The sequence below is a fragment of the Mycobacterium sp. IDUB_28 genome, from assembly GCF_055419285.1.
In genome coordinates, this window is the sequence record NZ_JBVAXK010000013.1 from 24,330 (window position 1) to 37,562 (window position 13,233).

15 protein-coding genes are annotated in these 13,233 nt (G+C 67.7%); 7 read left to right on the top strand and 8 right to left on the bottom strand.

The window, feature by feature from the left end:
• Positions 1-20 precede the first annotated feature (20 nt).
• Genes ACZYZ9_RS22730 through ACZYZ9_RS22745 form a run of 4 tightly spaced genes read right to left on the bottom strand, consistent with a single transcriptional unit; the run spans position 21 to position 2,895 of the window.
• Positions 21-383, bottom strand: coding sequence for a DUF2304 family protein (locus ACZYZ9_RS22730; RefSeq protein WP_463828529.1), 363 nt, complete (start codon positions 381-383; stop codon positions 21-23).
• Positions 380-1,075: a glycosyltransferase family 2 protein gene (locus ACZYZ9_RS22735; RefSeq protein WP_463828530.1), complete on the bottom strand. Its 696-nt coding sequence runs from the start codon at positions 1,073-1,075 to the stop codon at positions 380-382. The genes ACZYZ9_RS22730 and ACZYZ9_RS22735 overlap by 4 nt, the downstream gene beginning before the upstream one ends.
• 35 nt (positions 1,076-1,110) lie before the next feature.
• Entirely contained in the window at positions 1,111-2,376 is a 1,266-nt protein-coding gene (locus tag ACZYZ9_RS22740) for a hypothetical protein (protein ID WP_463828531.1), read from the bottom strand.
• Between the two features lie 30 nt (positions 2,377-2,406).
• A complete protein-coding gene (locus ACZYZ9_RS22745; protein WP_463828532.1) occupies positions 2,407-2,895 on the bottom strand; it encodes an inorganic diphosphatase in 489 nt (162 codons plus the stop codon).
• Positions 2,896-2,985: 90 nt separating this feature from the next.
• On the opposite strand from ACZYZ9_RS22745, the gene dacB reads away from it, so the two are divergent.
• From dacB to ACZYZ9_RS22775, 6 genes are all read left to right on the top strand, one after another.
• Positions 2,986-4,374: a D-alanyl-D-alanine carboxypeptidase/D-alanyl-D-alanine endopeptidase gene (dacB, locus tag ACZYZ9_RS22750; RefSeq protein ID WP_463828533.1), complete on the top strand. Its 1,389-nt coding sequence runs from the start codon at positions 2,986-2,988 to the stop codon at positions 4,372-4,374.
• Positions 4,371-5,414 carry a zinc-dependent metalloprotease gene (locus ACZYZ9_RS22755; RefSeq protein WP_463828534.1) on the top strand — a complete coding sequence of 348 codons (1,044 nt, stop codon included), beginning with the start codon at positions 4,371-4,373 and terminating at the stop codon, positions 5,412-5,414. Before dacB ends, ACZYZ9_RS22755 begins: the two co-directional genes overlap by 4 nt.
• Positions 5,393-6,352 carry a tRNA lysidine(34) synthetase TilS gene (gene tilS / locus ACZYZ9_RS22760; protein WP_463828535.1) on the top strand — a complete coding sequence of 320 codons (960 nt, stop codon included), beginning with the start codon at positions 5,393-5,395 and terminating at the stop codon, positions 6,350-6,352. The genes ACZYZ9_RS22755 and tilS overlap by 22 nt, the downstream gene beginning before the upstream one ends.
• Positions 6,349-6,966 carry a hypoxanthine phosphoribosyltransferase gene (gene hpt, locus ACZYZ9_RS22765; RefSeq protein WP_463828536.1) on the top strand — a complete coding sequence of 206 codons (618 nt, stop codon included), beginning with the start codon at positions 6,349-6,351 and terminating at the stop codon, positions 6,964-6,966. Before tilS ends, hpt begins: the two co-directional genes overlap by 4 nt.
• A gap of 724 nt (positions 6,967-7,690) precedes the next feature.
• On the top strand, positions 7,691-7,990 hold the full coding sequence (locus ACZYZ9_RS22770) for a PE family protein (RefSeq protein ID WP_463828537.1): 300 nt from the start codon (positions 7,691-7,693) through the stop codon (positions 7,988-7,990).
• A 12-nt stretch (positions 7,991-8,002) separates the two neighbouring features.
• A complete protein-coding gene (locus tag ACZYZ9_RS22775; RefSeq protein ID WP_463828538.1) occupies positions 8,003-9,250 on the top strand; it encodes a PPE family protein in 1,248 nt (415 codons plus the stop codon).
• A gap of 12 nt (positions 9,251-9,262) precedes the next feature.
• Here the strand turns inward: ACZYZ9_RS22775 and ACZYZ9_RS22780 are convergent, their stop codons facing one another.
• The 4 genes from ACZYZ9_RS22780 to ACZYZ9_RS22795 all read right to left on the bottom strand — a co-directional run bounded on the left by ACZYZ9_RS22780 (position 9,263) and on the right by ACZYZ9_RS22795 (position 12,691).
• A complete protein-coding gene (locus tag ACZYZ9_RS22780) occupies positions 9,263-9,460 on the bottom strand; it encodes a three-helix bundle dimerization domain-containing protein (RefSeq protein WP_463828539.1) in 198 nt (65 codons plus the stop codon).
• Positions 9,461-9,528: 68 nt separating this feature from the next.
• On the bottom strand, positions 9,529-10,542 hold the full coding sequence (locus ACZYZ9_RS22785; RefSeq protein ID WP_463828540.1) for a zinc-binding dehydrogenase: 1,014 nt from the start codon (positions 10,540-10,542) through the stop codon (positions 9,529-9,531).
• Positions 10,542-11,729, bottom strand: a complete 1,188-nt coding sequence (locus ACZYZ9_RS22790; RefSeq protein ID WP_463828541.1) for an LLM class flavin-dependent oxidoreductase — start codon at positions 11,727-11,729, stop codon at positions 10,542-10,544. The genes ACZYZ9_RS22785 and ACZYZ9_RS22790 overlap by 1 nt, the downstream gene beginning before the upstream one ends.
• On the bottom strand, positions 11,726-12,691 hold the full coding sequence (locus tag ACZYZ9_RS22795; protein ID WP_463828542.1) for an alpha/beta fold hydrolase: 966 nt from the start codon (positions 12,689-12,691) through the stop codon (positions 11,726-11,728). Before ACZYZ9_RS22795 ends, ACZYZ9_RS22790 begins: the two co-directional genes overlap by 4 nt.
• Positions 12,692-12,778: 87 nt before the next feature.
• Between ACZYZ9_RS22795 and ACZYZ9_RS22800 the strand changes: the two genes are divergently transcribed.
• Entirely contained in the window at positions 12,779-13,192 is a 414-nt protein-coding gene (locus ACZYZ9_RS22800; protein WP_463828647.1) for a VOC family protein, read from the top strand.
• Positions 13,193-13,233: the final 41 nt, after the last annotated feature.

Below are 13,233 nucleotides of genomic sequence, written 5' to 3' on the forward strand. Positions count from 1 at the left end.
GCCGGGGCGGGCGGCTGAATTCACTCTCGCGGCGGCGAACCCACGCTGGCATCGGGCGGTTGCGCGCCTTCCAGCGCGATCGCCCGCGCCAGGCGCGCGTAGCGCAGTTCCAGATCCTTGAACCGCATGTAGGTGCTCAGCGTGGTGAAACTGAACGCCATGATCAGCGCGTAGAGCATCAGGTCGGTGCCGCGGTTCACCCCGAACCAGTGCGCGACCACCGTCGTATCGTCCGGACGGAGCACCGCGTAGACACCGAGCAGCACGAACAGGACGTAGCCCACCTTCACCCACGCGCGCGCCCGGGCGCTGCGCCGCGACCGCAGCAGGAACACCAAAAGCGCGATGATGGCGCCGATCAGCAGCGGCTGAATCCAGTTCACCGTCGTATCCTCCCGCGCAGGAACCCGTCGAAAATGATGTTCACGCCGTTGAGCAGCGGCTGCCCCTTCGACTTGGAGTAGTCGGTGTAGAGCACCTCGACCGGTTCTTCGGCCACGCGCCAGCGGTTTTCGGCGATCAGCATGACGATCTCGGTGGCGTGGCTCATGCCGCTCATGGTGATGTTCATCCCGTCGGCGACGGTCTTGTTGAAGACCCGCAGGCCGTTATTGGTGTCGGTGAGCCCGAGCCGGCGGCCGCGCCGGCTCAGCCGCGCCGCGGTCTGCAACACGATCCGCTTCAGCAACGGCGGCCGGGTGGCCACCGCCTGGCCGAAACGGGTCCCGATCACGACGTCGACGTCGCCCCGCTTGATCCGCGCGACCATCGTGGCCACGTCTTTGACGCGGTGCTGACCGTCGGCGTCGAACGTCGCGAACACCGCGGCGCCGGGCTGCGCGCGGGCGTACTCGATGCCGGTCTGGATGGCCGCGCCCTGACCCAGGTTGATCGGATGACGCACCAGGTGAGCGCCGGCCCGCCGGGCGATTTCACCGCTGCCGTCGGAGCTGCCGTCGTCCACGCAGACGACGTTGTCGAAAACCGATCGCAGTTCGCTGATCACCGCACCGATGACAGCGCCTTCGTTGAAGTTGGGGACGACGATCCACACGTCATGCGTTTCAGAACCCATGTCAAGCCACAAAGTACACGCCGGGCAGGCCGCGATCAGGTGCCGACGCGTGCGCCGCGCCCGAGCGCAAGCAGGTGAACGGCGATCCCCACCAGGGGGCCACACAGCAGCGCGACCACGGTGCGGGTCTGCAATGCGGTCGGCAGCAGCAGCAACAGCCCCGAGGTCACCGTCGCGCCGACCCACCCCAGCGAATACGCCCTATGCAGGGCGGCCGCGACGGTGGCCGATCCGGTGAGCGTCAACAACCCGATCGCGACGGCGGCGGCGGTCAGCCAGGCCAGCAGTGCACTGCTGGTTGCGTATTGCGACCCGAACGCGAAACGCAGCAGCCACGGGCCCACCACGGCGGCGAGCAGCACCCCGATCCCGCCGATCCCGGCGACCAGCAGCGCCGGGGATACCAGCGCCCGCAGCCGGTGGCCGCGCTCGTCGACGAAGTGTGCGATCAGGTTGCCTTGCATGGCCATCAGCGGCACCAGCAACGGCGCCCGGGTCAACGTGACCGCCAGGATCACCACACCGCCTTCGGTGCCCAGTTCGGCGGAGGTCACTTTCAACAGCACCGGGAAGCCCATCACCAGGATCGCGCTGGCTCCGGCGGCGGTGATCGAGTGTGCGGCGCCGCGCAGGAAGGCGGCGGGGCTGCCCGGGGTCAGCAGCCGTGCCGTGCTGCGTGCCGCGGGCGAGGCGGCCAGAATGATCAACCACGCCACCGAACCAGCGACGGTCGCCCACAGGAACCCGGCCAGGCCCCAGCCGATCACGAAGGTGGCCGCGGCGACCGCCACCCGGATGACGGCGTCGGTCACCATCAGCGCCCCGTAGTGCCCCCATCGGTTGGTGCCGGCCAGCATGCCCTGCAGGGCCGAGTGCAGGCAGAATCCGGCCAGCCCGACGCTGAGCAGCGCCACCGACAACCAGCGGTCCGCGACGAACACCCGCCCGCTCCACAACGGTGAGCTGCCGGCGATCAGGACGGCCGAGACCAGCCCGACCAGGCCGGCCACCTGCAACGGGCGGGTGCGGGGCCGCTCGGGCAGCACGTCGAGGTACTGCATTGCGCGCACCTCGCGCGTCGTTTCCTGCAGCAGGCCGGAGGCGGCGCCGGTGACCAGGCCGAACGCTCCCCAGAAGACGGCGAAGACGGAGAAGCCGCTGGGCGCAAGATGGCGTGCGGCCAGGTAGACCACCGCGTAGCCGCAGCAGGCGGTGACCGCGGTGGCCGTGCCGACCCGGGCGACGCTGCCGCGGGTGACCGGTCCCGCCGACACTGCGGGGGTACCCGCGCCGTCCGTCACCGTCGCGACACTAGCGGTCGAGGATGTCGGTCAGTGCCCGCTGGTCATGAACCGCTCCACCGAACGCTGCACCTCGGCCTCGGCCTCGGCGCGGCCGACCCAGTCCGCGGCCTTGACGAACTTGCCGGGCTCCAGGTCCTTGTAGTGCACAAAAAAGTGCTTGATGGACTCGAGTTCCCACTCCGGAACGTCGCCGATGTCCTGGATGTGGTCCCAGCGCTTGTCGCCGGCCGGCACGCAGAGCACCTTGTCGTCGCCACCGGCTTCGTCGACCATCTGGAACATGCCCACCGGCCGCGCCTCCACCAGCACCCCGGGAAACAGCGGTTGCGGCAGCAACACCATGGCGTCGAGCGGGTCACCGTCTTCACCCAGGGTGTCCTCGATGAAGCCGTAGTCGGCCGGGTAGCCCATCGGGGTGTAGAGGTAGCGGTCCAGGCGCACGCGACCGGTCTCGTGGTCGACTTCGTATTTGTTGCGCTGGCCCTTGGGGATTTCGATGGTCACGTCGAATTGCACGGCTACACAGTAGTCGAGCAGGTGCGGCGGCACTGCTGTGTGGGCGGTTCGGCAGAATGGGACACGACAAGACAGGAGATCGCGCGATCTATGGCTCCCAGACGCTGGCGCAAGACCACCCGGGTGTTCGTCGGGTTGGCGGTGCTGGCGTGCGTGGCTGCGGTGGTGGCGGCGGCCGTGCTGTTCACCACCGGCGGGCACGGCAGCGGCGGGGCGCGTTCAACGGTGCCGCCGCCGCGACCCCCGACGGTCAAGGCAGGCGTGAGCGCGGTGGCCGACAACGCAGAGGCACCCAGCCCGACGGGGGTGGCCGCGGCGCTGGCGGCGGTGGCGGCGGATCCCAATCTGGGCAGACTGGGCGGCCGGATCACCGATGCCATGAGCAATAAGCAGCTCTGGCAACAGCTCGACGACGTACCGCTGGTGCCGGCGTCCACCAACAAGGTGCTGACTGCCGCCGCGGCGCTGCTCACGCTGGACCGCCAAGCCCGGATCAGCACCCGGGTGGTGGCCGCCCCGAATAGCGCGCAGGGTCCCGTCGTGCTGGTCGGTGCCGGGGACCCGACCCTGTCCGCGGCCCCGCCCGGCGTGGACACCTGGTATCGCGGTGCGGCACGGATCAACGACCTGGTCGAGCAGGTGCACCGCAGCGGTATGACGCCCACCTCGGTGCAGGTGGACATCTCGGCGTTCAGCGGTCCCACCCTGGCGCCGGGCTGGGACCCCGCCGACGTCGACAACGGTGACGTCGCCCCGATTGAGGCGGCGATGATCGACGCCGGCCGGATCCAGCCCACCACCGTCAACTCCCGCCGCAGCCGGACGCCGGCCCTGGATGCCGGCCGGGAGCTGGCCATCGCGCTGGGGCTGGATCCGGCGGCGGTGTCTATCGCTTCGGCGCCGTCCGGTGCGCGCCAGCTGGCGGTGGTGCAGTCGGCGCCGCTGGTGCAGCGGCTGTCCCAGATGATGAACGCCTCGGACAACGTGATGGCCGAATGCATCGGCCGCGAAGTGGCAACGGCCATCAACCGGCCGCGCAGTTTCACCGGGGCCGTCGACGCGGTGACCAGCCGGCTGAACACCGCGCACGTCGACACCGGCGGCGCCGCCCTGGCCGACTCCAGCGGACTGTCGGTGAACAACCGTCTGACGGCCCGCACCCTGGACGGCGTGATGCAGGCCGCCGCAGGTCCGGATCAACCATCGCTGCGGGCATTGCTGGATCTGCTGCCGATCGCCGGCGGCAGCGGCACGCTGGGCGAGCGGTTTCTGGACCGGTCCACCGACCAGGGCCCGGCCGGCTGGCTGCGGGCCAAAACCGGCTCGCTGACCGCGGTGAACTCCCTGGTGGGGGTGCTGACCGACGCCAGCGGACGGGTGCTCACGTTCGCATTCATCTCCAACGACGCCGGCCCGAACGGTCGCAACGCGATCGACGCGCTCGCCACCCGGTTGTGGTTCTGCGGGTGTGCGGCATGACCGACAGCGCCGAATTGACGATGGGCAACGCCGTTGACTGGCGTTTCGCGGCCACCGTCGGGGAAAAGCTGACCCGTGGCGGTCCGGTCACCTCTGACTACACCCGACGGCAGGTCGTGGATCAGCTGCTGCGGTCCGCCGAGCAGGCCGAACCGCCGGTCCGCGACGTGACCGGGCTGATCACCGACGGCGCGGTGCCGCCGGCGCGGGTGGTGGACCGGCCGGCGTGGATCCGGGCTGCCACCGAATCGATGAAGGCGATGACCAACGGCAGCGACCAGCCCCGCGGCCGGCTCACCGGCCGGCTCACCGGCGCGCAGACCGGTGCGGTGCTGGCGTTCGTGTCGTCGGGCATCCTCGGTCAGTACGACCCGTTCGGGTCCGAGGGCGGAACGCTGCTGCTGGTGTATCCGAACGTCATCGCCATCGAGCGCCAGCTCAATGTCGATCCGTCGGACTTCAGATTGTGGGTGTGCCTGCACGAGGTCACCCACCGGGTGCAGTTCACCGCCAACCCGTGGATCGCCGGCTATATGTCGAGTTCGCTGGGTCTGCTGACCCGGGAACCCGCTGACGATATCCGTGAGGTGGCCGGCCGACTCGCCGAGTTCATCCGGTCACGCGGTGCCGGGACGGACGATCCCAATGCCACCGGGATCCTGGGCCTGATGCGCGCCGTGCAGTCCGAACCGCAACGCCAGGCGCTGGATCAGCTGTTGGTGCTCGGCACCCTGCTGGAAGGGCACGCCGAGCATGTGATGGACGCGGTCGGGCCGATGGTGGTTCCGTCGGTCGCCACCATCCGGCAACGGTTCGACGAACGCCGCCGCCGCAAACAACCGCCGCTGCAGCGGCTGCTGCGCGCGCTGCTCGGTGTCGATGCCAAGCTCAGCCAGTACACCCGCGGCAAGGTGTTCGTCGACTCGGTGGTGGAGCGGGTCGGGATGAAGCGTTTCAATACGATCTGGACGGGACCCGAGACGCTGCCGCTACCCGCCGAGATCGAGCACCCACAGCGATGGATCGACCGGGTGCTTTAGCCCAGTTACATAGGGCTGCAGCAGATTTCGCGCAGACCTATCTGGGTCCTGACGAGCGGTGGTGCATCGGACTCTCCGGTGGCCCGGATTCGCTGGCGCTCACCGCCGTCGCAGCTCGGTTGCGCCCCACTACCGCGCTGATCGTGGATCACGGGTTGCAGTCCGATTCGGCCGAGGTAGCCGAAACCGCACGGGCACAAGCTCTTTCGATGGGATGCGCGGATGCCCGGGTATTGCGCGTGCAGGTCGGCACCGACGGCGGCCCGGAGTCCGCGGCCCGGACCGCCCGCTATGGCGCGCTGGCCGCCCATCGGGACGGGCCGGTGTTGCTGGCGCACACGCTCGACGACCAGGCCGAGACGGTGCTGCTGGGCCTGGGCCGCGGCTCGGGAGCCCGCTCGCTCGCCGGTATGCGTCCGTTTGATCCGCCGTGGTGCCGCCCGTTGCTGGGGCTGCGGCGGGAGGTCACCCACGCTGCCTGCCGCGAGCTGGGCGTCACCGCCTGGCAGGATCCGCACAACGGCGACCGCCGTTTCGCCCGGGTGCGGCTGCGCACCGAGGTGCTGCCGCTGTTGGAAGACGTGCTCGGCGGCGGGGTCGCGGCGGCGCTGGCCCGCACCGCGACCGCCCTGCGCGAGGACACCGAGCTGATCGATGCGCTCGCCGCGGAGGCGCTGAGCGGGGCCACGACCGGTACGGGGCTGGATACCCGGGCGCTCGGCGAGCTGCCCGACCCGGTGCGTCGACGGGTGATTCGCCGTTGGCTGCTGGCCGGCGGTGCGACCGGACTTACCGACCAGCAGATTCGCGGGGTCGACAAACTGGTCACGGGCTGGCGCGGCCAGGGTGGTGTGGCGGTTGGGTCGCAGCTGCGCGGTCGCCGGCTGGTCGCGGGCCGGCGCGACGGCCTACTCGAGTTGCGCCCCGAGACGATTTGACGGTTGCGTTGGTTGTTGACCGGTCGGCGTGGCACGCTGTGCACGTGACGGCGGAGCTGTATCCGGGGGATATCAAGTCGGTGTTGCTGACCCGGGAGCAGATCCAGGCCCGCATCGCCGAGCTCGGGCAACAGATCGGTGACGACTACCGTGACCCGGCGGCCACCACCGGTCAGGATCTGCTGCTGATCACCGTGCTCAAGGGTGCCGTCCTGTTTGTCACCGACCTGGCCCGCGCCATTCCGCTGCCGACCCAGTTCGAGTTCATGGCGGTCAGTTCTTACGGGTCCTCGACATCGTCGTCGGGGGTGGTGCGCATCCTTAAAGATCTCGACCGGGACATCCACGACCGCGACGTGTTGATCGTGGAGGACGTGGTCGACTCGGGGCTGACGCTGTCGTGGTTGCTGCGGAACCTCAGCAGCCGGCATCCGCGCTCGCTGCGGGTGTGCACGCTGCTGCGGAAACCCGATGCGGTGGGGGCCAACGTCGACATCACCTACGTGGGTTTCGACATCCCCAACGACTTCGTCGTCGGCTACGGCCTGGATTACGACGAGCGCTATCGTGATCTGTCCTATATCGGCACTCTGGACCCCCGCGTTTATCAATAACCGCTGGTAGATTACTTTCCGTTCACCTGCTGTTCAGCTGTCGCCGAGGTGAACACCGTCCTAATTGAGTGACCTGGATAACACCCAGCAAACGCCGTTCTGGTTCGAAAGTCGACTGCTGGCCGCTTATGGGGGCAGGTCCGGTTCAACGATTTCACGTTTAAGCAGCGGCGATCCGGTGGGAATCTCGCGTCGTTCGCAAATCTGCGGGTCCGACGCCGGGACCGTCGCCGAGCCTGGACTCCGCCGCCATCGGAGGCGGTGAGCAGCCGCTCGGCGGCGACGAGCCGTCGCTCCGGTCCAGTCTGTTCTCGTGCGCAGGGAAGTCGCAGGCAGTCGCGTCCGGGCTGGAACTGCAGGTCAACGGCATTCTCTGGGATATCAGGCGGCAGCTTGTGCCTCGATTGGTGGCGGTGTTCGCGGCGGATAGCCGGGGCCGCAGACGCACAGGGTAGCTGCGATCGCACGTGCTTTTTAGAACTTCATATAAAACTCATTTCATATATGAAACATATATGATTCATACCTAGTCTCCACTCCACCTGCGGATTCAATGCAGCAAATGAATAGTTATTGTCCCGCCAGTGAACAAGCCGCTGATGGCCTGTTTTGCGCCCTTTGTCGGACTTAACGTGGTCGAGGAACCAGCTCAGCGACGAGTGACGTGCCACGTCATTGGTCGCTGATTGCTGTTGTGCAACGTAAACGTTGAGGGAGGACTCAAATGTCGACTGTCTTTGCTGAGCCAGAAGTTCTGACCGGTGCGTCGGGGGAGCTCATGTCCATTTTTTCGGCCCACCGTGCCGGCAATTCCGCCGCCGCGGGCCCGACGAGTGCGGTCGTTCCGGCCGCATCCGACGTGGTGTCGCTGATCATGGCCAACCATTTCGTCAACCACGCCACGCTGTTTCAGGCGATCAGTGAGCAGGCCGTGGCGGTCCAGGAGCAGTTGGCGACCACGCTGGGTCTCAGCGGTAGTTCCTACGGCACCACCGAAGCCGCCAACGCTGCCACGATCGGTTAGGACGACAGGTCAATGTTGGATTTCGCAGCTCTTCCGCCGGAGGTCAACTCCGCGCTGATGTATGCAGGTGCGGGGTCGGGGCCGATGCTGGCCGCAGCCGCTGCCTGGGAAGGTTTGGCGGGCGAATTGCAATCCGTTGCAGCCTCCTACGGCGGGGTCGTCACCGGCCTGACCGACGGGCCGTGGGCCGGCCCCTCGGCGGCAGCCATGGCCGCCGCGGCCACGCCGCAAATTGCCTGGTTGACCGCTACGGCCGAACAGGCCGCACAGACCGGCGCGCAGGCTGTCGCCGCGGCGGCAGCCTACGAGGCCGCATTTCTGGCGACGGTGCCGCCACCGGTGATCGAGGCCAACCGGGCACTGCTGGCCGGTCTGCTGGCGACGAACTTTCTGGGCCAGAACACCGCGGCAATTGCCGCCACCGAGGCGCAATATCTCGAGTTCTGGGCGCAGGACGCCGCCGCCATGTACGGCTACTCGGGTGCCTCCGCGGCGGCCGCGGACCTGCCGACTCTGACACCGCAGTCCGTCGCGACCAGCATCGCCGGGCTCAGCAATCAAATCAACGCGCAGATCAACGCGGTCAACTCCGCCCTGGCATCGGCGGGTTACCACGATGTGGTGCGGGCGCTCAACCAGCTGGGCGGCCTGACGAACGTCCCACCGTGGCTGGCCAATCCGCAAGCAGCGCTCGGATTGACCGGAGCGGCCTGGAATGCCAACGGCGACGGGATCGTGTTGAACGGAATCCTGGGCGATGTGGTGGAAGGGCTGACCGGTTCCCAGACGGTGGACTTCAGTTCCGGGTTCGACACCTACATCAGAATGGTCTCTCCATTCCGACTGAGCACCACCGCGATGAAGGATATCGACGGCCTGTTCCACAGCGCGTTCCCCGCGGCCGCAAAAGCGGCAGAGGGCGCGGCAAAGGCGGCGGAGGGGGCTGCGGCGGCTGCTGCACCGACCTTCGGCAGCGGTTTCGGCAACGCTCTCGGCGGGATCACCGGCGCAGTCGGTAACGCGGCCAAGGTCGGGGCGGTCTCGGTCCCGGCCAGTTGGACGGCCACGCCGGGGGCGACGCCGATCAACGTGGCGCTCAACGGCGCTGCAGGTGCGGCCGCCGCCCAACCCGCCACCTCAGCGTTCGGCGGGCTCCCGATGGCGCCCGGGGCCGGCACCGGGCGCAGTGTGGCGAACTTCGCCGCTCCCCGCTACGGCTTCAAGCCCACCGTGATCGCGCAGCCGCCGTCCGGCGGCTAGCGCAGCAGCCGCCTACCTGGCCCCCGCCAATTCGGCGTTGACCCGCCGCTCGACGAGCAACGGGATGAAGTCCCGGATCCTGCTGTGGGCCAGGCTGGCGCGTGCATTCTCGATGGCGCCGGCCACCTGATCGGGCGGCAGATGGCGGTATTGCGTTGCCAGTCGGCGCTCCAGACGGGCGATCATCGCGTCCTCGTTGATCCCGGCCATCGAGTAAGCGTGCGACAGGATGCACCGTCCGTCAACTTGGCATTCAGGCCCGGGGAACGTCGTGGTTGCTAGGGCGTAACCAGGATCTTGCAGTGCCGTTCCGGGTCGGCCAGGTCGTCGAACGCCGCCCCGACGTCGTCCAGTCCGACTTCGCCGGTGATCAGGGGGCTGACGTCGATGTCACCCTCGGCGATCGCTCGCAGCGACTCGCTGAACTCCTCGAAGTCGTAGGCCAACGAGAACTGGATGCTGATCTCGCTGGCGGTGCCGAAGAACGGGTGGATGGTGTCGGGTTCCATGCAGACACCGGCCACCACCAGGCGCGTGCCGCGCCGTGCTCGGAGCAGCACGTCGTCGATGACCCCGGGTCTCCCGACGGCCTCGAACACCACCACTGCCTTCGTGACGTCGAACGGCGAGCCCTGTGCCGGATCCACCGTCCGATGTGCTCCCATCAGGGTCGCCAGCTCGCGACGTTTGGGCGAAAAGTCAGCCGCCACAATGCTTTGCACGCCCCGGACGCGCAACGCGGCGATGATCGCGATGCCGATCGGCCCGCAGCCCAGCACCAGGGCCGCTTCGTCGACCTTGATGTCGGACTTGTTCACCGCATGCAACCCCACCGCCATCGGCTCGGTGAGGGCCGCGTGCTTGAGGTCCAGACCGTTGGGGATCGGCACCAACAGCGGCGCCGACAGCAGCATCCGCTCGGCATACCCACCGAGCGTGCTGTTGCTGTACACGATCGGCTCGACGCCCTTGTCGGACAACAACACCGGCAGTGAGGTGACCAGTGTTCCCGGCGGATGGGTGTCGGTGTCGGGACCGGCCTCGAGCACCTCGGCGCTGAACTCGTGGCCCATGAAGATGTCCCGGCTCAGGTCGACGTCCATGCCACCCGTATTGCCGGCCACCCGGCGGCTCATTTCCAGCACCTTGCCGCCGTGGGTCGCGAAATGCAGGTCAGAGCCGCAGATTCCGCACGCACGGACCGCGACCAGCACCTGTCCCGGCCCCGGTGTCGGCTCGGGCAGGTCGTCGCGGTAGACCATGCGCCCGTCGCGCAGCACCGATGCCCGCATCAGTTGCCCGTCTCGTCGTGTTCGGCGACGTGCTGAGTGATGGCCTGCACGACGGCCTGACCGGCGCGTCCGATCAACTCCTCGCGCTTGTCCTTGGCCCATTCGTGCGAAGCCCGCGGGGCTTCGAGTTGTCCCTTGAAATGCGGAATAACCTTGCGCGCGAACAGTTCATAGGAATGGAAAGTCGCCGCCGGCGACGCCCAGTCGTGGCCGAGCAGCAGCAATGTACCGAACCCGCCGGAGCGTTCCAGCAGATCCTCGATGTGCGCGATTGCGTCGTCCGGCGTGCCGATGCAGCAATTTCCCTGCGCCGCATAGTCTGCCACGTACTCGCGGGGTGACTGGGTGCCGTCGACCGAGTTGGACAGCGGGACGAATCCGGCGGCGCCGAAATATTCGGCGAAATCCAGCAACCCGTACGTACAGTCCTCGATCGCCTGGTCCCGGGTGTCGGCGATGTGCATGATGCTCAACACCCGCCAGTCGCGCCGCCGGGGTGCTTCGCGGCCGGCTTTGGCGGCCTGGTCGACCACCACCTGCCAGGTTGTCTCCAAAGCTGCATACCCGCCCGGTACCGACATCGACAGGGACAGCAGCGAGGTGCCCAGTGCGCCGGCCAACCTCGGTCCCGACGGCGAAATCATTGCGGCCGTGGATATCTCCGGATAAGGCCAGGTATACGGGCGGATGTGCAATTGGGCGTCGCGCAGGGTGAACCACTCGGTGTGCCGGTCGATGCGCTCGTCGGGAGCGGCGCGGAACAAGGCCAGGATCGCCTCCAGCGATTCCTGCATCATCCGCCGCTGGTCGACCGGATCGATTCCCATCATGTAGGCATCCGACGGCAGCGCGCCCGGACCGGTGCCGAACATCACCCGGCCACGGGTCAGGTGATCCAACAGCACCCAGCGGTCGGCCACCATCAGCGGATGGTGATAGGGCAGTGAGACCACACCGGTACCCAACCGGATGTGCTTGGTCCGCTCTGCGGCGGCCGCAATGAACACCTCCGGGCAGGAGATCAATTCGTAACCGCCGGAATGGTGTTCGCCGAACCACGCCTCGTCGAAGCCCAGGCGGTCCAGCGCGACGACCCGCTCCATGTCGTATTCCAGTGCCACCGTGGGGGATTGACCGGTGGGATGAAACGGTGTGATGAAAACACCGAATCGCATTGGCGCACTCACCATTGCACTCCTTTGAGGAAGTCGAGAAGGGTCTCGTTCACCGCTTCGGGTCGCTCCTGCTGTATCCAGTGCCCGGCTCCCTCGAGCATCACCTCGCGGTAGGGGCCGGTGATCACCTCTGCGGCTCGATCGGCGCGGGTGAAGCTGAGGACCGGATCGGCCGTCCCCCCGATGAACAGGCACGGCACCGAGATGGTGGCACCGGCGAGTTCGGGTGTGGTCTCCCAGTTACGGTCGAAATTGCGGTACCAGTTCAGGCCGCCGGTGAAGCCGGTACGGGCGAATTCGCTGATGTAGTGGTCCAGTTCGGCCTGGCTGATCCAGTCGGGCAGCGCGTCGGGCTCCGGCAGCCGGTCGATGAAACCTTCGGATCCGGGCGCCACCATGCGCAGCCCCGCACTGTGGTCGTCAGAAAGCCGCAGGCCGCCCATCATCCGGCGGACGGCGCGGGCCGGATCGGCGTCGAACTCCGCATCGGCGACGCCGGGCTGCTGAAAATAGAGGATGTAGAAGAAGTGGTCGCCGAACATGCGCCGCCAGGCCTGGGTGGGCGCGACCTTGGGGCGCGGCGTGACGGGGACACTCAGGGCTGCAACCGCCGCGACACGTTCGGGATGCAACAGCGGTGCGTTCCACACCACGGCGGCACCCCAGTCGTGGCCGACCCACACGGCCTGCTCGGCGCCGACATCGTCGAGCAGCCCGGCCAGGTCGGCGGTCAACTGGTGGATGTCGTAGGCCTCGATCGGCGCCGGGCGCGACGACCCGCCGTAACCCCGCTGATCGGGCGCCAACACGTGGTAGCCGGCATCGGCCAGCGGTTGAATCTGGTGTCGCCACGAGTAGGCCAGTTCCGGAAAGCCGTGACACAGCAGCACCACGGGCGCCCCGCGCTCCCCGGCCTCGACCACTCGCAGCTGCACACCGTTGGTGTCGACTAACCGTTCGGTTGATGAGCCCACCGTCTCACCAAAGCACAGCAGCCCGGGGCTGAGAAGGCCCGCGGGTAGTTTGGACACCGCAGAGGCGACGACATGAAGGTGGGCGCGATGCGGCTGGACCACGTGGTGTTGTGGACGAAGGACCCGCGGGCGGCAATGGACTTCTATACCCGGGTGGTGGGTTTGGAACCGGTCCGGTTCGAAGAGTTCAATGCCGGCCGGGCGCCGTTCCCGAGTGTGCGGGTCTGCGCGGATTCGATCCTCGACCTGATACCGGCCGAGGGCGCCTCCGGCACCGAGGCGATGACCAACGTCGAAGGCAGCGCCGGCCACCGGATCAACCACGTGTGCCTGGCGATGTCGAAGGACGAATACGACGCCCTGGATCGGCGACTGCGCGACGAAGGCATCGACACCAGCTCGCGGCTGGACAATTCGTTCGGCGCGCAGGGATGGGCGCCGCAGGGTTACTACTTTCCCGATCCGGACGGCAATGTGGTGGAAGCGCGTTATTACCGGTAGCCGGGCGCGCTTTTCGGGAACTTCCGCTCGTTGTTCATGCT

Coding starts and splice junctions, on each gene's coding strand:
- dacB (WP_463828533.1), top strand. CDS start 2,986: ATGGCTCCCAGACGCTGGCGCAAGACCACCCGGGTGTTCGTCGGGTTG.
- ACZYZ9_RS22775 (WP_463828538.1), top strand. CDS start 8,003: ATGTTGGATTTCGCAGCTCTTCCGCCGGAGGTCAACTCCGCGCTGATG.
- ACZYZ9_RS22785 (WP_463828540.1), bottom strand. CDS start 10,542: ATGCGGGCATCGGTGCTGCGCGACGGGCGCATGGTCTACCGCGACGAC.
- ACZYZ9_RS22800 (WP_463828647.1), top strand. CDS start 12,779: ATGCGGCTGGACCACGTGGTGTTGTGGACGAAGGACCCGCGGGCGGCA.
- ACZYZ9_RS22780 (WP_463828539.1), bottom strand. CDS start 9,460: ATGGCCGGGATCAACGAGGACGCGATGATCGCCCGTCTGGAGCGCCGA.
- tilS (WP_463828535.1), top strand. CDS start 5,393: ATGGATCGACCGGGTGCTTTAGCCCAGTTACATAGGGCTGCAGCAGAT.
- ACZYZ9_RS22770 (WP_463828537.1), top strand. CDS start 7,691: ATGTCGACTGTCTTTGCTGAGCCAGAAGTTCTGACCGGTGCGTCGGGG.
- ACZYZ9_RS22755 (WP_463828534.1), top strand. CDS start 4,371: ATGACCGACAGCGCCGAATTGACGATGGGCAACGCCGTTGACTGGCGT.
- ACZYZ9_RS22735 (WP_463828530.1), bottom strand. CDS start 1,075: ATGGGTTCTGAAACGCATGACGTGTGGATCGTCGTCCCCAACTTCAAC.